The 18,362-nt window shown below is 63.2% G+C and carries 20 protein-coding genes; 13 read left to right on the forward strand and 7 right to left on the reverse strand.

Annotated elements, in window-relative coordinates; genetic code table 11:
* Window positions 1-124 precede the first annotated feature (124 nt).
* Both RE4_RS23675 and RE4_RS23680 read right to left on the reverse strand, forming a co-directional pair.
* A complete protein-coding gene (locus tag RE4_RS23675; RefSeq protein WP_003945067.1) occupies window positions 125-667 on the reverse strand; it encodes a DUF1003 domain-containing protein in 543 nt (180 codons plus the stop codon).
* A complete protein-coding gene (locus RE4_RS23680; protein ID WP_019749352.1) occupies window positions 664-1,950 on the reverse strand; it encodes a magnesium transporter MgtE N-terminal domain-containing protein in 1,287 nt (428 codons plus the stop codon). Before RE4_RS23680 ends, RE4_RS23675 begins: the two co-directional genes overlap by 4 nt.
* Before the next feature lie 72 nt (window positions 1,951-2,022).
* Here RE4_RS23680 and RE4_RS23685 point away from each other — a divergent pair, with 72 nt between their 5' ends.
* The 6 genes from RE4_RS23685 (at window position 2,023) to RE4_RS23710 (ending at window position 8,119) form a co-directional block, all read left to right on the forward strand.
* On the forward strand, window positions 2,023-2,985 hold the full coding sequence (locus RE4_RS23685; RefSeq protein ID WP_020908461.1) for an HpcH/HpaI aldolase/citrate lyase family protein: 963 nt from the start codon (window positions 2,023-2,025) through the stop codon (window positions 2,983-2,985).
* Between the two features lie 106 nt (window positions 2,986-3,091).
* Entirely contained in the window at window positions 3,092-3,586 is a 495-nt protein-coding gene (locus tag RE4_RS23690) for a general stress protein (protein ID WP_003945065.1), read from the forward strand.
* Window positions 3,587-3,813: 227 nt separating this feature from the next.
* Complete coding sequence (locus RE4_RS23695) at window positions 3,814-5,151, forward strand: ABC transporter substrate-binding protein (RefSeq protein ID WP_024487780.1); 1,338 nt, start codon at window positions 3,814-3,816, stop codon at window positions 5,149-5,151.
* 80 nt (window positions 5,152-5,231) lie between these two features.
* Window positions 5,232-6,113 carry a carbohydrate ABC transporter permease gene (locus RE4_RS23700; protein ID WP_044480569.1) on the forward strand — a complete coding sequence of 294 codons (882 nt, stop codon included), beginning with the start codon at window positions 5,232-5,234 and terminating at the stop codon, window positions 6,111-6,113.
* Window position 6,114: 1 nt separating this feature from the next.
* Complete coding sequence (locus RE4_RS23705; RefSeq protein ID WP_019749348.1) at window positions 6,115-6,945, forward strand: carbohydrate ABC transporter permease; 831 nt, start codon at window positions 6,115-6,117, stop codon at window positions 6,943-6,945.
* A 4-nt stretch (window positions 6,946-6,949) separates the two neighbouring features.
* The gene (locus RE4_RS23710; RefSeq protein ID WP_019749347.1) at window positions 6,950-8,119 is read left to right on the forward strand and encodes an ABC transporter ATP-binding protein; all 1,170 of its coding nucleotides are present in this window, start codon (window positions 6,950-6,952) and stop codon (window positions 8,117-8,119) included.
* Window positions 8,120-8,122: 3 nt separating this feature from the next.
* On the opposite strand, the gene RE4_RS23715 is transcribed toward RE4_RS23710, so the two are convergent.
* The gene (locus tag RE4_RS23715) at window positions 8,123-8,359 is read right to left on the reverse strand and encodes a hypothetical protein (RefSeq protein WP_202022982.1); all 237 of its coding nucleotides are present in this window, start codon (window positions 8,357-8,359) and stop codon (window positions 8,123-8,125) included.
* Between the two features lie 126 nt (window positions 8,360-8,485).
* Here RE4_RS23715 and RE4_RS23720 point away from each other — a divergent pair, with 126 nt between their 5' ends.
* Together RE4_RS23720 and RE4_RS23725 are read left to right on the forward strand one after the other, a co-directional pair.
* A complete protein-coding gene (locus RE4_RS23720; protein ID WP_060939493.1) occupies window positions 8,486-9,751 on the forward strand; it encodes a sensor histidine kinase in 1,266 nt (421 codons plus the stop codon).
* Window positions 9,752-9,761: 10 nt separating this feature from the next.
* On the forward strand, window positions 9,762-10,868 hold the full coding sequence (locus tag RE4_RS23725) for a winged helix DNA-binding domain-containing protein (RefSeq protein WP_060939464.1): 1,107 nt from the start codon (window positions 9,762-9,764) through the stop codon (window positions 10,866-10,868).
* Here the strand turns inward: RE4_RS23725 and RE4_RS23730 are convergent.
* Both RE4_RS23730 and RE4_RS23735 read right to left on the reverse strand, forming a co-directional pair.
* Complete coding sequence (locus RE4_RS23730; RefSeq protein WP_003945080.1) at window positions 10,861-11,724, reverse strand: hypothetical protein; 864 nt, start codon at window positions 11,722-11,724, stop codon at window positions 10,861-10,863. The two genes, RE4_RS23725 and RE4_RS23730, sit on opposite strands and share 8 nt — an antisense overlap.
* Window positions 11,714-12,412 (reverse strand): metallophosphoesterase family protein, encoded by a 699-nt coding sequence (locus RE4_RS23735; RefSeq protein WP_003945097.1) that lies wholly within the window; start codon window positions 12,410-12,412, stop codon window positions 11,714-11,716. Before RE4_RS23735 ends, RE4_RS23730 begins: the two co-directional genes overlap by 11 nt.
* A 71-nt stretch (window positions 12,413-12,483) precedes the next feature.
* Between RE4_RS23735 and RE4_RS23740 the strand changes: the two genes are divergently transcribed.
* Window positions 12,484-13,068, forward strand: coding sequence for a suppressor of fused domain protein (locus tag RE4_RS23740; RefSeq protein WP_019749342.1), 585 nt, complete (start codon window positions 12,484-12,486; stop codon window positions 13,066-13,068).
* 25 nt (window positions 13,069-13,093) lie between these two features.
* Here the strand turns inward: RE4_RS23740 and RE4_RS23745 are convergent, their stop codons facing one another.
* Together RE4_RS23745 and RE4_RS23750 are read right to left on the reverse strand one after the other, a co-directional pair.
* A complete protein-coding gene (locus RE4_RS23745) occupies window positions 13,094-13,540 on the reverse strand; it encodes an SRPBCC family protein (RefSeq protein WP_007736117.1) in 447 nt (148 codons plus the stop codon).
* A gap of 133 nt (window positions 13,541-13,673) precedes the next feature.
* Window positions 13,674-14,744, reverse strand: coding sequence for a magnesium and cobalt transport protein CorA (locus tag RE4_RS23750; RefSeq protein WP_019749341.1), 1,071 nt, complete (start codon window positions 14,742-14,744; stop codon window positions 13,674-13,676).
* Between the two features lie 158 nt (window positions 14,745-14,902).
* On the opposite strand from RE4_RS23750, the gene RE4_RS23755 reads away from it, so the two are divergent.
* The 4 genes from RE4_RS23755 (at window position 14,903) to RE4_RS23770 (ending at window position 18,318) form a co-directional block, all read left to right on the forward strand.
* The gene (locus tag RE4_RS23755) at window positions 14,903-15,757 is read left to right on the forward strand and encodes a PHP domain-containing protein (RefSeq protein ID WP_019749340.1); all 855 of its coding nucleotides are present in this window, start codon (window positions 14,903-14,905) and stop codon (window positions 15,755-15,757) included.
* Window positions 15,754-16,368: a MarC family protein gene (locus tag RE4_RS23760; protein ID WP_164490628.1), complete on the forward strand. Its 615-nt coding sequence runs from the start codon at window positions 15,754-15,756 to the stop codon at window positions 16,366-16,368. Before RE4_RS23755 ends, RE4_RS23760 begins: the two co-directional genes overlap by 4 nt.
* A gap of 3 nt (window positions 16,369-16,371) precedes the next feature.
* Entirely contained in the window at window positions 16,372-16,746 is a 375-nt protein-coding gene (locus tag RE4_RS23765) for a hypothetical protein (RefSeq protein WP_020908450.1), read from the forward strand.
* Between the two features lie 378 nt (window positions 16,747-17,124).
* Window positions 17,125-18,318: an NAD(P)-dependent malic enzyme gene (locus RE4_RS23770; protein ID WP_060939465.1), complete on the forward strand. Its 1,194-nt coding sequence runs from the start codon at window positions 17,125-17,127 to the stop codon at window positions 18,316-18,318.
* The last annotated feature ends 44 nt before the right edge of the window (window positions 18,319-18,362 follow it).

Genomic DNA, 18,362 nt, shown 5'->3' on the forward strand with positions numbered 1-18,362 from the left:
TACTCGCACGATTCCCCTTTGCTGGTGCTCCCGCCTCGGAGTACCCACCGTGATAATCCATCCTGCTGTGACTTACGTTACATATCGGTCACGGTGCGTGCAGCAAAACTCAGCGAACGCTCAGCTAGTTGTGACTTTGTTTCGCAGTATTCGAGTCACGGTGCTTCTTCTTCGGGGTCGGTTCGCCGTCGGCGGCAAGGATCGACTTGATCTCCTCGAGCTCCCGCCGCAGGTAGTCGCGGGTGGCGACCTCGCCGACGGCGATGCGCAGCGCTGCGAGTTCGCGAGCGAGGAATTCAGTGTCCGCTTTGGTTTGCTCGGCGCGTGAGCGGTCCTCCTCGAGCGAGACCCGGTCGCGATTCTCCTGACGATTCTGGGCCAGGAGGATCAGCGGCGCCGCGTAGGCAGCCTGGGTGGAGAAGGCGAGGTTGAGCAGGATGAACGGATACGGGTCCCACTGCAGAGCCACCGCGAACACGTTGATCAGGATCCAGACGATCACGATGATCGTCTGGATCGCGAGATAACGCCCGGTACCGAGGAAGCGGGCGATGCGTTCACTGACGCGTCCGACAGCTTCGACGTCGAAATCGAGATTGAACCGGCGGCTTCCTCGAGGCGTTTCCAGTCGTTGCCGTGCGGTCGTGCTCGACGCCCGTTCGCTCATCGGAGTAGTTCCTCGTCGTCGGAGTAATCCTCACGCCAGTCTTCCGGCAGGAGGTGATCGAGCACGTCGTCGACTGTCACGGCCCCGATCAAATGGTTTTCGTCGTCCACGACCGGCCCACATACCAAGTTGTAGGTCGCGAAGTATCGGGTGACCGACGCCAGCGAGTCGTCCGGCGCCAACCGGGGCATGTCGGTGTCGAGTATTCCGCCCACCAGGCTGGCGGGAGGCTCGCGGAGAAGCTTCTGCAAGTGGACGCAGCCGAGATACCGCCCGGTCGGAGTCGCCGTCGGCGGACGTACGACGAAGACCATGCTCGACAGCGCCGGGGTCACGTCGTAGTTGCGGGCGCGGGCAAGGGCCTCGGCGACGGTCGTCGAGGCCGTCAGTACCACCGGTTCGGGCGTCATCAGACCACCGGCAGTGTCCGGGGAGTGCTCGAGCAGGCGACGAACAGGTTCGGAATCCTGCGGGTCCATCAACTGCAACAGTGATTCGGCTTCGGTCTCGGGCAGCTCGCCCAACAGGTCGGCGGCGTCGTCGGGATCCATCGCTTCGAGTAGATCGGCGGCACGTTCGACTTCCAGGTGCATCAGCAGATCGGTCTGGTCGTCCGCCGGCAGTTCCTGCACGACGTCGGCGAGGCGTTCGTCGTCGAGCGCCACGGCCAGTTCGTGGCGGCGCTTCTCCGGCAGTTCGCGCATGGCGTTGGCCACATCGGCGGGTCGCATGCCTTCGTACTGCAGAAGGAGGTGAGCTACGCCCTGGCCGGGGAGCGAGAGATCGCTCTGGGTGAGGCCGGCGACGTGCTGCCAGTCGACGATGTGAATCGCCGCGCGTCGACCGAGGCGTCCGCGATGGCCGCGAACGGCGACCTTCGAGACGACCCAGTCTCGCGTTCGCGTCGATTCGATCCCGAGGTCGACGACTATCGTGTCGACGCCGTGAAGCTCCTCGAGTTCCGGGTCGTCCACGCGCACATGCGAATCGAGTACCTGCGCCAGCGCGAGTACTTCACCCGGCCGCTGGTTGAAGCGCCGCAAACTGACGTTCCCCGTGGTCAGGGTGACCGCACTCGGCTCGATGGCTGTCACGCGGAGCATCGGAACGAAAATGCGTTTGCGCGTGAACATTTCGATCACCAGACCGAGAACCCGCGGTTGCTGGCGTCCGATACGGACCGTGATGACGACGTCGCGCACACGACCGATCGATTCGCCGTCCGGGCCGAGCACAACCAGGCCGGCAAGCCTGGCTGCAAATACCTTGCCTGCTGCTGCCATGATTGCAAGGCTAATTCGTCCAGCGTCAAAATCTGCAACGGCGCCACCGAAAATCGAGAAGGGCAGTCCGCAATGACTTCACGCAACCGTTCCCGTCGATCGGTATTGGCAGTTCCCGGCAGCAGTCGGAAGATGATCGACAAGGCGAAGGGATTGCCCGCCGACGAGATCTTCCTCGACCTCGAAGACGCGGTGGCGCCGTTGGCGAAGCAGGCGGCACGAGAGTCGATCGGCGACGCGTTGGCCGAGGACGGGTGGGGCAAACAGGTCAAGGTCGTCCGGGTCAACGACTGGACGACCGAATGGACGTATGCCGACGTCGTGGAGGTGGTCGGCCGCGCCGGAGCGCATCTGGACGCCATTCTGCTGCCCAAGGTTCCCGACGCGAGTCACGTCCAGGCACTCGATTTGTTGTTGACGCAGGTCGAGAAGGCCAACGGTCTGGAGGTCGGCAAGATCGGAATCGAGCCGCAGATCGAGAACGCGATCGGCTTGACCAACATCGACGCGATCGCCACCGCGAGTCCCCGCGTCGAGGCACTCGTGTTCGGCCCGGCCGACTTCATGGCGAGCTTGAACATGCGAACTCTGGTCGTCGGTGAGCAACCGGACGGTTACGACCGCGGTGACGCGTATCACCACATCTTGATGACCATCTTGATGGCCGCACGTGCACACGGTGTCCAGGCGATCGACGGTCCGTACCTCCAGATTCGCGACGTCGAGGCTTTCACTCGGTCGGCGGCGCGGACGGCAGCGCTCGGCTTCGACGGCAAGTGGGTTCTGCATCCCACGCAGATCGAGGCGGCCAACGAGGTGTTCAGTCCGCGCCAATCCGATTACGACCGTGCAGAACTCATCTTGGACGCGTACGCGTTCCACACCTCGGCCGCCGGAGGAGGGCGGGGCGCCGTCATGCTCGGCGACGAGATGATCGACGAGGCGAGTCGCAAGATGGCACTGGTGATTTCGGCCAAGGGCCGCGCCGCGGGGATGACGCGCACGTCGGAATTCACGCCGCCCGAACACGCCTGACGCTCGCATAGCCGAACGAATCAGGTCTGTAAAGGGCACAATAGGGGTAGATGTACTTGCGTCATCCGCGTGGATGACGTGCCCGAAAAGAGGAGCGCTGCCAGCCATGTCCAATCCGCTCGGTCAATCGTCGAATGGGTCGCGCCGTGGAGCGTTGCCGACACCGCCTTCGGGATGGCCCATCGGGTCGTACCCCACCTACGCCGAGGCGCAGCGCGCAGTCGATTACCTCTCCGATCAAGAATTCCCGGTTCAGGACGTCACGATCGTCGGCGTGAACCTGATGCAGGTCGAGCGAGTTCTCGGCCGGTTGACGTGGGCCAAGGTGATCGGTGGTGGCATCGTCTCCGGTGCCTGGCTGGGTGTCTTCTTCGGCCTGGTGCTCGGAATCGTCACCGGCGGGTTCCTCGCTCCGCTGATCGCGGGCATCGTGGGCGGCATCATCTTCGGTGTCATCTCCACGACCATCCCGTACGCCGCGACGCGTGGGCAGCGGGACTTCGCCTCGACGATGCAGTTGGTCGCCGGACGTTACGACGTACTGTGTGAGCCCAAGACGGCAGAGTCTGCGCGCGACCTGCTCGCCAAGCTCGCCATCTGACATTCTCGCTCGGGCTGCCAACTTGTGTGATCTCGGTTACTTTATGTACACGCGGGCGAGGTCGTACTCGCTTCCCGTGACCGTTTGCCGGACAAGGAAATAGGTCCCTTCTCCGGCAAAAGTGCCGATGTGTGGTGCGTCGGCCAGCCGAATCGACTGCGCCGTCTCGCCGCCCGAGGAGGACGGCTGTGCAGAACAAGAGATTGCAGGCGGGGCAGAAGAAGAAATTGAGGGTGGGGCTGCTCGGCGCGGCGACATTGTTGTTGGCGCCCTTGCTCAGTGCGTGTGGATCAGACAATGACGACGGCGTGGTGCTGTCCTTCTACACCGCCGCCGACGGCGCCGAGCAGTATGCGGAGGCCGCCGCCAATTGCTCGGCGGCGTCGAACGGCGCGTACCGGGTCGAGCAGAAAACTCTGCCCAAGGGTGCCGACGACCAGCGACTTCAGTTGGCCCGGCGTCTGACCGGTAATGACAAGTCGCTCGATCTGATGACGCTCGACGTGGTGTGGACTGCCGAATTCGCCGAAGCCGGATGGGCATTGCCGCTTCCTGACGACGTGGCGTCCGAGGTCAGCAACGGGACTCTCGAGGGTCCGCTGGAGTCGGCGAAGTGGCAGGACCAGCTCTATGCGGCGCCATTGAACACCAACACCCAATTGCTCTGGTATCGAAAGGATTTGATGCCGGACGGGCAACCACCCCAAACCTGGGATCAGATGATCGACATCTCCGAAGGCCTGGCCGCGGAGGGGCGCCCCAGCTGGATCGGTGTGCAGGGCAAGCAGTACGAAGGATTGATGGTCTGGTTCAACACCCTTCTCGCCAGTGCCGGCGGATCGGTGGTGGGGCCCGACGGAACAACCGTGACGGTGGCCGACGGTGATGCTGCCCAGCAGGCGCTGACCGTCATGAAGCGCGTCGCTACCGCGAAGGGTGCGGATCCCTCGATCTCGCAGGGGGATGAAGCGTCGTCGCGACTGGGTATGGAGAGCGGCAAATCTGCCTTCCAGGTCAACTGGCCGTTCGTGCTGCCCGGCATCATGGAGAACGCCGAGAAGGGCGATCTGCCGTACATCGACGACAAGGGCAACGTCACCAGTGAGAACACCGGAAACACGGTGCTCACGGTGAACGGAGAACGGAATTTCCTTGCCGCTCCGTATCCCTCGGTGATCGAGGGTAAGCCGGCCGAGGTCACGATCGGCGGCTTCAACGTAGCGGTGGCCAAGACCAGCCAGCATCCGGACCTCGCGTTCGAGGCGCTCACCTGTCTGCGTAACGAGGAGAATCAGCGCAACAACGCGGTAGCCGGTGGCGTTCCGCCGACTCTCGAGAGCCTGTACGACGACCCGGCGTTCCAGGAGGCGTACCCGGCGTGGCGTGAGGTTCGCGACAGCCTGGACACCGCTTCGGTTCGTCCGGTTTCTCCTGCCTATCAGAGTATTTCGACGCTCATCACTGCCACGCTGAACCCTGTGGGAAACATCGATCCGGAATCGACCGTGAACGATCTTGCCGAGCAGGTACGTAAGGCAGTCAATTCCGAGGGGCTGATTCCGTGACGATCGACAGCGAAAATTCGGGAGCTGCACCAACAGTCGCGACGCCCTCGCCGGAGCCGAAGCACTCCGCGAAGTCGAAGATGTCGGACGGAAAGGCGGCCGAGCGTCGCCTCGGTCTCTGGCTGGTGGCCCCGGCCGCGATTCTCATGATCGCGGTGACCGCATATCCGGTGGTCTACGCCGTTTGGCTGAGTTTGCAGCGCTACGACCTGCGCTTCCCGGATCAACGAAAGTTCGTGTGGTTCGACAACTACGTGTCGGTGCTGACCGACGGTTACTGGTGGCAAGCGTTCGCGGTGACGACGTCGATCACTGTCGTCTCGGTCGTCATCGAGTTCGTTCTCGGACTGACCATCGCACTGGTGATGCACCGAACGATCGTGGGTAAGGGGCTCGTCCGCACCGTTGTGCTCATCCCGTACGGCATCGTCACCGTCGCGGCGGCATACAGCTGGTACTACGCGTGGACGCCGGGGACCGGCTACCTCGCCAATCTCCTGCCCGACGGCAGTGCGCCGCTCACCGACCAGATCCCGTCGCTCGCGATCATCGTCCTTGCCGAGGTCTGGAAGACGACGCCGTTCATGGCGCTGCTCCTGCTGGCCGGCTTGGCGCTCGTGCCCGATGACCTTCTCAAGGCGGCTCAGGTGGACGGCGCCGGCGCGTGGACCCGGTTGGTACGCATCATCCTTCCGCTGATGAAGCCCGCCATCCTCGTCGCTCTGCTGTTCCGCACACTCGACGCATTCCGCATCTTCGACAACATCTACGTGCTGACGAAGGGAGCGAACGACACCGGGTCGGTGTCGATTCTGGGTTACGACAATCTGTTCAAGGCATTCAACCTGGGCATCGGATCCGCGATCAGCGTGCTGATCTTCGTGTGTGTGGCCGTGATCGCGTTCATCTTCATCAAACTTTTCGGTGCTTCGGCTCCCGGATCCGATACGGAAGGACGCTGACATGACCGTGACTCCCAGACTCAAGATCAGCTGGTCCGTCGTCAACCTTCTGGTCTTGCTGTACGCGCTGGTTCCCGTCCTGTGGATCGCCAGCCTGTCCTTCAAACCGGCCGGAACGATCAAGGACGGCAAGTTCATTCCGGAGAAGTGGACCCTGGACAACTACCGAGGAATCTTCGACACCAGCGCCTTCACCAGTGCTCTGATCAACTCCATCGGTATCGGACTCATCTCGACGGTCATCGCCGTGGTGATCGGGACCATGGCAGCGTACGCCATTGCGCGCCTGGATTTTCCGGGCAAGAAGCTGCTGGTGGGTGTTGCACTGCTGATCGCGATGTTCCCGCAGATTTCATTGGTGAGCCCGCTGTTCGACATCGAACGACGGCTCGGACTCTTCGACACCTGGGCCGGACTCATCCTGCCGTACATCACCTTTGCGTTGCCGTTGGCGATCTATACGCTCTCGGCGTTCTTCAAAGAGATTCCGTGGGAACTCGAGAAGGCGGCTCAGATGGACGGCGCGACGCCGGGTCAGGCGTTCCGGAAGGTGGTGGCTCCTCTCGCCGCGCCCGGCATCGTCACTGCGGGCATCTTGGTTTTCATCTTCTGCTGGAACGATCTGTTGTTCGCGATCTCGTTGACGTCGACCGAACGCTCCATCACCGCCCCTGCGGCCATCGCGAACTTCACCGGCGCTTCACAATTCGAGGAGCCCACCGGGTCGATTGCCGCGGCCGCCATGGTCATCACCATTCCGATCATCATCTTTGTTCTGTTCTTCCAACGTCGTATCGTGGCCGGGCTAACTTCCGGCGCAGTGAAGGGATAAGCCTGTGGCCGAGATCGTGCTGGACAAGGTGACCAAGCTGTACCCGGACGGAGCCAAGGCGGTCAGTGATGTCGACATCACCATCGCCGACGGAGAATTCATCATTCTCGTGGGCCCGTCCGGTTGTGGAAAATCCACGACCCTCAACATGATTGCCGGGCTGGAAGACATTTCGACCGGCGAGCTGAGGATTGCGGGTGAACGCGTCAACGAACGCGCCCCCAAGGACCGCGACATCGCGATGGTGTTCCAGTCGTATGCTCTGTATCCGCACATGACGGTGCGCCAGAACATCGCGTTCCCACTGACATTGGCGAAGATGTCCAAGGACGAGATCAACGCCAAGGTCGACGACGCGGCGCGGGTGCTCGACCTCACCCAGCATCTCGATCGCAAACCGGCGAACCTGTCGGGCGGTCAGCGTCAGCGTGTCGCGATGGGACGCGCAATTGTGCGCAGCCCGAAGGCGTTTCTCATGGACGAGCCGCTTTCCAACCTGGACGCCAAACTGCGCGTGCAGATGAGGACGGAGATCGCCCGTCTGCAGCAGCGACTCGGTACGACAACGATTTACGTGACCCACGACCAGACCGAGGCGATGACGCTCGGCGATCGGGTAGTCGTGCTGCGCGGCGGAATCGTGCAACAGATCGGTGCGCCGCAGGAACTCTACGATCGTCCGAACAATCTGTTCGTGGCGGGGTTCATCGGGTCCCCGTCCATGAACTTCTTCCCCGGACAGTTGACGGCGGACGGCGTCAGCACGCCGATCGGCGATGTTCGCCTGCCCGCGGCGGCGCAGTCGAAGATCTCGGGCAGCGGCTCGGGCAAGGACGTCGTGGTCGGTATCAGGCCGGAACATTTCGAGGACGTGGCGCTGGTCGATGCAGCGCAGAAGCCGCACGGTGGGACGTTCACCGTCGACGTCGACGTGCTGGAATCGATGGGTTCCGACAAGTACGCGTACTTCCTCGCTGGTGGCCCCGCCGTCAATTCTCGTGAACTCGAGGAACTCGCCGCCGATTCGGGAACGGCCGTCGCTGGTGGCGGTCAACTGGTTGCCAGGCTCTCGTCCGAGTCCACCGTGGCCCAGGGCAGGTCTATCGATCTGTGGTTCGATCCCGCCAAGATCGCAGTGTTCGACGGCGGTACGGGAGCCAATCTGCTGCTGTGACCGTTACCCGGGCAAGGTGACCGAATACGTCGCGCCCCAGGGGAGCGGTACCTGTTCGGGGCCGGGCGCTGCGTCGGCCGGCTCGGGTAGGGGGATCAGGCGGCCGAATTGTTCGTGATGGGTGGAGGCCGGGGCGGCTTGCGCTGTCCCGGCCACCACGGCGATCGGCGCCGCTGCCAGGGCGCCGGCGACGGCAAATCGAGTGGCGATGCGGCGCTTGCTTGCTCGGGTCGAGATCATGAGCACTCCTGCGTGGTTTCGAGGTTCGGTGAATGCTGTGCCATTCACGGTATTGCGGGTTGATTGTGAAATCTCGTGTGCGAAGCTCATTCACAGGGAACTGGGATGGGCGGCACAGGAGGACAGATGAACGAATCCTCGGTACGAACCGAGCACCTGCCCGGCGGCCCGGACCTCGAACGGATCATGCGCGAACACGCCTACCGCGGTGCGTACCTCCAACTGACGGTGCGCGGCGCTCTGGTGCTGTTCATCGCCCTGACACTGATCTTCGTCCCGCCGATGAACGACGCGGGATGGTGTTTCGCGATTCTGGGCGCCTATGCCCTCTGGTCGGCAGCCGTGGCGCTGTGGATCCGCAAAGGCGGCACCGGCCCGGTGACGATGATCTGGCTCGGCTTGTTCGTCGACCTCGCCGTGCTCGCAACTCTGACGTTGCTGACCGGTCTCGCAGCCGAGCAGAGTTGGACCGCCGACATCTTGAGCAACGGGCTCTTCGTCATTCCGGTTCTTGCGTGTACGCAACTGCGGACGGACGTGTGTGTCGGCGTCGTTGCCTGCACGATCGGTGTGTTTTTTGCTTCCAGTTGGGCAACGATGACTTCGAATTCCGAGCCGTGGCCGTCGATCCTGCTGAGTACCATGGCCTTGGCCGGGGTGGGTGCGGGCGCAATCGGATTGACTCGGATTCAAAGGTCGCGAGTGTTGACCATCGGGCACCTCGTCGGGCATCGCACGAGCCTTCTGGCCGAACTCATGGGGCTCGAGCAGCGTGAGCGCACAGAACTGTCCGAGCAATTGCACGACGGGGCGCTCCAGTACGTTCTCGCGGCGCGGATGGATCTCGACGAATTGGCAGGCAGTGCGGAACCCGTCGCGTTGGCGCGAGCTGGGAAAGCGCTCGGTGAAGCGACAACGCTGCTGAGATCGTCCGTCTCGGAACTGCATCCCACAGTTCTCGTCCACGTTGGCCTTGCCCGCGCGATCGGGGACCTCGCGCGCTCGGCGCAGGGACGCGGCGGAGTGGTGGTAGACGTCGACACTTCGGGCTGGAAAGACGATTTACGCACGTCCGCGGACGAGGTCTTGTTCGGCGCCACCCGAGAACTTCTGGGCAACGTCGTCAAACATGCCGGCGCGCAGAACGTCCGGATCGAGCTTGCACTACTGGACCACCGTGCGGTGCTCGTGGTCTCGGACGACGGTCGGGGGATCAGCGCCGATCGGATTGCCCAACGACGGGCCGCCGGGCACATCGGACTGCTCTCGCACGAACTGCGTGTGGTTGCCGCTGGTGGCTCGTTCTCGGTCGGACCGGGTGAACAGTCCGGAACCCTCGCGCGAGTCGAGATACCGTTCGAGATCGTCACCGCCCCTGACCACGATCGTTGAGGAGTTGTCGATGGCTGCACTGATCACCGATCGCGAGCTCAACCTGGCGACTCTGGCGCGGCAGTTCCTGCTGCGGCGGGCCGAGGTCAGCGCGTTGGATGCGATCGAGCACCTGGCAGGGCTGCAGGCCCAGGCGCCGAATCCGCCCTACCTGGCACTGTGGGCGCGGCTGAAGAACTTTGCGGCAGAAGACCTCTCGACTCTTGTCGAGAAGCGCCAGGTGGTGCGGCTGGTTGCCATGCGGGGCACGGTCTTTGCCCTCTCGGCCGCCGATGCGGGTCCCTTCCGTGCCACGGTTCAGACGATCATGGAACGCGACCTCCACACCAACAGCACTCAGCGTGCGGCGCTCACCGGGTTGGATCTCGACGCGCTGGCGCAGGCGGGGCGTGACCTGGTAGCGGACGGGCCGCGTACTCAGATGCAGATGAGACCGATACTGGCAGAGCGCTTTCCCGGCCACGCGGCCGAGGGACTGGCGCACGGAGTTCGAGGGCTACTGCCGATGGTGCAGGTCCCACCGCGAGGTTTGTGGGGACGATCCGGAGCGCCGGCACTGACGACCTTGGAGAATTGGCTTGGCGCAGAGGTGAGTTCAACTCCAGATCCCGACGCGATGGTGCTGCGCTATCTGGCTGCCTTCGGGCCCGCGAGCGTGAAGGATGCGCAAGCGTGGTCGGGGCTCACGAGACTCGCCGAAGTCTTCGAGAGGCTACGTCCCGGCCTGATCACCTTTGTCAACGCGAAAGGGCCCGAGGTGTTCGACCTGCCGGATGCGCCACGACCGACCTCCGGAACACCGCCGGTCAGAATCCTTGCTCCGTTCGACAACATCCTGCTCTCGCACGCCGACCGCTCGCGAATCATGGACGAGCAGTATCGAACTCGCGTCTTCACCGTCAACGGCATCATCAAGCCCGCCATCCTGGTGCGCGGAAAGGTGGTGGGATTCGCGACGGTGACGCCGGCAAAGGAGACGGTCGAGTTGAGCGCGACTCTGTTTGCGCAGCAACCGAAGACCGCGCTCGCGTCCATCGAGAAAGAAGCGCGTTCGTTGCTGAAGTTCATGCACCCGAAGATCCCGACCCGAGAGGTGCGGTTCGCTGTCGCTACGTAGCAGGCTTGTGCTTTCGCGGTGCTCGATCGCGTAGTTCGGCCACGATCTCGTCATTCCACATGTGCCGCCGCACCAGTCGGTACCGCTCCCGGGCGATCCACAAGTACGCCTCGGCGTCGGTATGTTCGGGCAACATGTCGGCGCCCCTCAGCATTCGCACGACGGGGAGAAACTCCTCGCCGAACCAGCGCCGGGCGACCGTGTCTCGGCCGAGGAACTCGCCCTTTTCCTGCATGAGCCGAAAACCCCACGCCTCCACGCACTCACTGAGTTCGGCGTACTCCCACGGGTCGGTGACCTGGACAGCTTCGCGTTGCGAGCCCTGCAGCGGAACGCGAGTGAGGAAGAGTCGGCGATGGTCCTTGATGAGCAGATCGGCGCGCTGAGTGATGCCTTCCGGCGAGATGCGCGTGATGATCTCGGTGACGTACGCGTCGATTGTCTTCTGGTGCATCGCACACGCAATGGACACTCGGTGGTGTCCGTCGATCACGAAATGCATGGAGCCGACACGGTACAACTGAACGGGTGGCACCGATTCGCCGCGTCGTTGCGCCACCGCAAGTCGCTCCCAACGAGCGCGCGAGTGAGTGGACGTCGGACGGAAGTACCTGTCGAAATCACCTGTGCGGTCGACACTTCCGACTATCGATTCGATGGTGACAACCTGTAGACCCAGAGACTTCTCACCAACCTTGCCGAGTGCTGCGACAACCTCGTCGAACGGCAGGATCGCGTTGACGTCGTCCGGTTCGCGTCGTAGCCAACTGACCAGACGGGCAACGTCGGCGCGTCGACGCTGACGAGCGAAGTCGTTTTCCGCGTCGGCTGTGGGAAATCCGGTGTCACGAGCCATGTCGGCGCCTCACGATCGTCGGCGGAGTACCTGGGGAAATCTCCATCAGCGTGAAGCCGACGGTATTGAGCACGATAGTCCGGCCTACCTCCAGATCGAGAGGTGTTCGCCCGTGCGGGTGGATGTGTCCGTGAATCATGACCGTCGGATCGAGGGTGCGGATCAAGGGGGTGAAGCATTCGAACCCACGATGTGGCCGATCCTCGGCGTCGCCGACGCCGCGGGCGGGGCTGTGGGTGAGCAGCACATCCACGCCCGCCCGGCCGCCGGGAAGCCGCGATTGCCAGGCGTTTCGCCAGGTGAGCGAGCGGGCGCGTCGGCTCTGCTGGCGCTCGGACCACTGATTGGGACCCGTGTTGTATCGGATGGAACCACCGAGGCCCGCGATCCGCAGACCGGCGACGGTCACGATGCGTCCGTCGGCGTTGACTGCGCCGGTCGGGCCGGGCCACTGCGCCGGCATACCTGCCCGCATCCAACCGGATCTCTTGTTCGAATATCCGGACAGATCGACGTCGTGGTTTCCGGGAACGAACACGCACGGCGCATTCAGTTGGTCAGACAGGTACTCCAGATACGCAAACGGCAGGTCGCCCGCGCCGAGGATCACGTCGACTCCGAGTGAACGAACTTGACTGCTCCACAGGAATTCGACGGTCTCGTCGCTGACAGCGAGAACGGAGACCATTTCGACGACGCTACCGCCACCGCGAGGTATCTGCGCTGCGAACCTCGCGGGCACGGTGTTTAGATGGACGAGTGTCAGACAGCGTCGTATCTTCCGTCCGGGCCCATCTCGTCAGCAGTATCGAGGGGCCGGACCCCACCGCGGCCTCAGTGACGTTCCTCGGTGTCGAACCGCTGGACGTACTGCGTTTCGAATCACCCGACGGCCTGGTCCGCTACGTCACACTGGGGTGCTCGCGTCATCCGATGGGCGACCCCAATGAACTGGTCGCAGACCCCACACGCGGTCCTCGCGCCGAGTTGGTGCTCACCCTGCGCGGTGGCACGGGTGTCGCGTCGGGTGTGGCCAGGACGCTCGCGGTGCTGGCTGCGGCGCCGTCCGTCGAAGGCGTCGTGCTGCTCGAGGACGCGCTGTTGGACCTGGGCGAGCCGCTGTGGAAGGACACTGCGTTCACGGCGGTGCTTCTCGGTGACAGCGGGATCGCCGACCTGACGCTGCCGGAGCCGTTCGATCCGGTGCGCTTCCTCGGTGTGGTCCCCCTGACCGGTACCGAAGCCGCCTGGGTGCGTCTGCGCGGCGCGGAGGCGCTGCGGGAAGCGTGGACCGAGGCGGGGATCGACATTCGCGATCCGCACCGTTCCGCTGCCTCGCTCTAGCTGCGCCGGCGCTTTGTCCGTCAGATCATTCGGCGTGCACGAGGATGTCCGCCAAGTTCTCGAGACTTACCCGAACGGTCCGTGAAAATGCTTTCGTCACGATCGGGTCGGCCATCTTGCCGAACACGCCGCCGAGTCCGCTTTCGCTGTCGAGTCGGTAGGTGACCCGAGTGCCGTCACCGACTTCTTCGCAGGTCGTGGTCTGCGAGAAGCTGACCGGACTTTCGACGGACGTCGATTTCGACGATCTCGGTGGGTCGTACTCGGTGAATTCGGATGTCCACTCGAGGCGCTTGCCCAGGATTCTCGAGACGCCGTGCCAACGGCTTCCCACGCCCATCGGGCCGTCGGTGATCTGTTTGCACTCGACCATCGAATTCTCCCAGTTGGGCCAGTTCTCGGCGACGGCGATGTACTCCCAGACGTCCTTGGGTGGCAACGCGATCTCTACAGACTGCTCGACTGTAGGCATGGTTGTTCCTCCATCTCTCCTGGATCTGAATTTGCTTGTCGCAAAATGAATTTCGGGAACGGAATGAAAATGCGTACCCATATCCATTGTCCGCCTGCGACGGTGGCAAGTACAGGGAGTCAGCGTGCGAGGTTCACAGCCAGTTGTTGCGACGGAAGAGAAAGAACAAGCCGACACACACCGACGCGATGAGGAACAGGATGGACTGATAGCCGTACTTGTAACCGAGTTCCGGCATGTTCTCGAAGTTCATTCCGTAGATACCGGCAACGCCCGTCGGCACGGCGGCGATAGCGACCCAAGCCGAGATCTTGCGCATGTCGGTGTTCTGTTGCACCGCGATCTTCGCGAGTGCGGCATCGACCAGAGAACTCAACACCTCGTCGTATTCCGAGATACGTTCGGCCACGATCGTGTGGTGATCCCTTACGTCACGGAAGTATCGCCGGATCTCCTTCGGGACGAGGCCGCCCGCGGGCTGGGTCAGCTGGAGCAGTGGCAATCCGAGTGGAGTGACCGAGCGTCGTAGTTCGACGATTTCACGTTTGAGCAGGTAGATATGCTCGACGGCAACGGTGTTCCGCGGGTTGAACACCAACTCTTCCATGCTGTCGACGTCCTGCTCGACGAGTTGGATGACGGAGAGATAGCTGTCGACGACGTGGTCGGTGATCGCGTGCAACACCGCGAACGGGCCCATGGCGAGGCGCTCGGGATTCTGCTCGAGTGACTTGCGCACGCTTGCCAGTTCGGAGTGATCCCCGTGACGGACGGTCACCACGAAGTCGGGACCGACGAACACCATGATCTCGCCGGTTTCGACGATCTCGCTCGCCGTCGCGACGGACTCGTGCGGTACGTAGACGACCGTGCGCAGCACCAGGAACATGACGTCGTCGTAGCGTTCGAGTTTCGGGCGCTCGTGTGCATGGACGGCATCCTCGACCATCAACTCGTGGAGTCCGAAAGTTGCTGCGACATCTTGCATCTGGCCTTCGTCGGGTGCATGCATGCCCACCCAGACGAACGCGTTGTCTCGACTACGGACCTCGGCCAACGCGGCGCGGTGCGTGTACTTGCCCGGCAACCGCACGCCGTCCACGTAGACCGCGCAGTCGACGATCGCGCGGGCTGCCGGAACGGGGATCTTGGGCGCATCGGCTTGCGTCGATTTGCCGTTCGACCAATTCGGCAGTGACGGCATGGTTGGCACGCTCGCTCCTTCTCGGTCTGTAGTGCAGGGGAACGGCACTGCGGCGACACGTGATCGAATTGCGCTGCCGCTGCGGCGTAATCGTACGTCAGCTTCCGGCTCGCCCACCGGAGCGCGATGAAGTTGCCGATTGCTGACACACTGGAACAGTGCGAATAGACCTTCACACCCACTCCAACGCATCGGACGGCACCGATACCCCGGCTGCCCTCATGCGCGCCGCAGCCGACGCCGGACTCGACGTCGTCGCCATCACCGATCACGACACGACTTCGGGCTGGGCCGAGGCGGCGCACGCCTTGCCGGCCGGCGTCAGCCTGGTTCGTGGGATGGAGATGTCGTGCGAAGGTCGAGGTGAGCGTGGCTGGCCGGTCGCTGTTCATCTTCTGGCGTACCTGTTCGATCCGACGCATCCCGAATTCGCCAAAGAACGTGAGCGACTGCGCGCCGAACGCGTCGAACGTATCCGGGTGATGACGACCATGATGGCGCGCGACGGTCTGCCCGTCGATCCCGATCAGATCTTGGCTGACGCCGGTCCGTCCGTCGGACGCCCGCACGTCGCAGCGGCCCTGATGCGGGCGGGAGTGGTGTCGAGCATCAGTGAGGCTTTCTCCGACCTGTTGTCCAGTCGAGGGCGATACGACGTTCCCAAGTACGACACTCCGCTCGAGTACGCCGTCGAACTGGTGGCAGCGGCCGGGGGAGTAACTGTCCTTGCGCATGGACGTGCCCGTTCGCGCGGCGGATTGCTTGCGCTCGACCACATCCGTGATCTGGCCGATCTGGGTCTCGGGGGTCTCGAAGTCGATCACCCGGACCATCGCAGCGACGATCGTGACGTCCTGCGCAGCCTGGCCGTCGACCTGGGCTTGGCAGTCACCGGATCCTCGGACTACCACGGCGAGAACAAGACGATCGGACTCGGCGACGAGCTGACGGACGAGGCCGAGTTCGACAAACTCGTCTCGGCTGCCACCGGCGTGGAGGTACTTGGGCGCTGATGCTCGACACCACGCTCTACCTCACCGTGTTCATCACGCTGTTCGTGATCATGGACCCGCCCGGAGTCATCCCGGTGTTCTTGTCACTGGTCGGCCGCAAGAGCCGTGAAGATCGCAACCGAGCGGCATGGCAGGCCCCCGCCGTCTCCCTTGCGGTCATCTCGGTCTTTGCCATCGGCGGTCAGGCGATACTCAACTACCTTCACATCGGCATTCCGGCGTTGCAGGGCGCAGGCGGATTACTGCTGCTTCTCATCGCACTCGAACTGCTGACCGGGAAGGCCTCCAACCGTCCGCAGGGAGCCGACGACGTCAACGTCGCACTCGTTCCGCTGGGAACGCCGATGATGGCCGGTCCCGGTGCAATTGCGGCTGTCATCGTCTTTGTCGCCCAGGCCGATGGTGAAGCGGCGTCGTATCTGGCGATCGCGTTGGCGATTCTGTCCATCCACCTCGTGCTGTTCGTGGTCCTGCGCTTCTCGACGGCACTGATCCGGATACTGGGTGAGGGTGGCATCAGCCTGCTGGCACGCATCGCCGGTCTTTTGCTCGCCGCCATCGCAGTTCAACTCATTGCGGAATCAGTCCGCGGATTCGTCGCGGGAGCGTAAGAGATGACATACGACGACAGGTACGAGGACGACTACCGGTACCAGGATTATCAGGACTATCAGTACGAAGACGATTACGACTATCCCGCCGACAAACGACAATGGCTGCTGGTTCGCGCTCTACGCGCCCTGAGCGGCACCGTGGCGGCCGGAATCGTGGTCTTGACACTCGTCATCATCGGTTCGGCATATCTGGGCGGCAACCGCGGATTCCCGGGTCCGGGAACAACGTCGATCACCGCGCACATTGCGGCCTCGGTGGTTGCTTTGGCCGCGCAGATCTGGTGCGACCGCAGGCGGGGTATCGCGGCGGTTGCCGGATCGGTGGTCGTGCTCGTGGTGGCGGGGCTGTTGTTGGTGACGCAGTGGTGGGGATGACTGGGTGGGAATGACGGCTCGGGTTCGAGTGTGGTGAGGAATCCGACCGCTTGGAGGATTTGATTGTGATCCGACTCTGGTGGCAAACTGGAGTTACTTCGAGGCGGCGCCACAGCCCGGCCCCGAAGTGCAGGTTTCGTCAGAATTTCTCCCGAAACCTAGATTGCATGGATACGCCAGGGCTCACCCGCCCCACACCATGACGCTTCGGATGTATTGCGGCCCACTTTCTCGCGCACGCCGAATGCTCTTCTTCTCAGTAGTCGTTCGCGGAAGAAATGATCTCTGACCGTTGTGAACGTAGTTTCGCAGCGGTCCGAAGGATTACTTCCCAGTAACCCAGCCCCGCTTGAGGCTGGACTAATCAGGAGTGTCATCGTGTCCCTCGTGACTGAAGCCATCAACGTACCCAAGGTCGAGTTGACCGACGAAGAAATCTTTGCCGCTCACGTCGGTGGCAAGCTCTCGGTCGAGACCACCGCGCCGCTCGATACGCAGCGGGCCCTCTCGATCGCCTACACGCCGGGTGTTGCTCAGGTGAGCCGCGCCATCGCTGCAGACGAAACCCTCGCCGATCGATACACGTGGACCAACCGACTCGTCGTCGTGGTCAGCGACGGCACCGCGGTTCTCGGACTCGGCGACATCGGCCCCCGCGCGTCGCTGCCCGTCATGGAGGGCAAGTCGGCACTGTTCAAGAACTTCGCCGGACTGAACTCCATTCCGCTGGTTCTCGACACCAAGGATCCCGACGAGATCGTCGAGACGCTCATCCGTCTGCGCCCGAGCTTCGGCGCGGTCAACCTCGAGGACATTTCGGCGCCGCGTTGCTTCGAGATCGAGAAGCGCGTCATCGAAGCCCTCGACTGCCCCGTCATGCACGACGATCAGCACGGAACCGCCATCGTGGTCCTCGCTGCCCTCAAGGGCGCCGTCAAGGTTCAGAGCCGCGACATCACCGCACTCAAGGTCGTCATTTCCGGCGCCGGCGCTGCGGGTGTTGCCTGCGCGAACATCCTGCTCGCCGCCGGAATCAGCGACGTCATCGTGCTGGATTCGAAGGGCATCATCTCGGGTGAGCGCAGCGACCTCAACGACGTGAAGGCAGAACTCGCGGCCCGCACCAATCCCCGCGACCTGCACGGTGGTGCCATCGAGGCTCTCGAAGGTGCCGACGTGTTCCTCGGTGTCTCGGCGGGCAAGATCCCCGAGGAGCTCATCGCTTCGATGGCTCCCGAGTCGATCGTGTTCGCGCTCTCCAACCCGGACCCGGAGATTCACCCCGAAACCGCGTCGAAGTACGCGGCGATCGTGGCTACGGGTCGCAGTGATTTCCCGAACCAGATCAACAATGTTCTCGCCTTCCCCGGTGTGTTCAAGGGCGCGCTCGACGCCGGCGCCCGTCGCATCACCGAAGGTATGAAGCTCGCTGCCGCCGAGGCAATCCTGTCGGTGGTCGGCGACGAGTTGGCGGCGGACAAAATCGTCCCCAGCCCACTCGACCCTCGCGTGGCACCCGCAGTAGCGGAAGCCGTCGCGGCCGCAGCGCATGCTGAGGGCGTGACCAGCTAAGAGGGACTACGAAAGCCCCGATCGGAACCCGCACACAAGGTTCC

Source organism: Rhodococcus erythropolis NBRC 15567 (assembly GCF_001552595.1).
In the GTDB taxonomy this organism is placed as follows: domain Bacteria; phylum Actinomycetota; class Actinomycetes; order Mycobacteriales; family Mycobacteriaceae; genus Rhodococcus_F; species Rhodococcus_F erythropolis.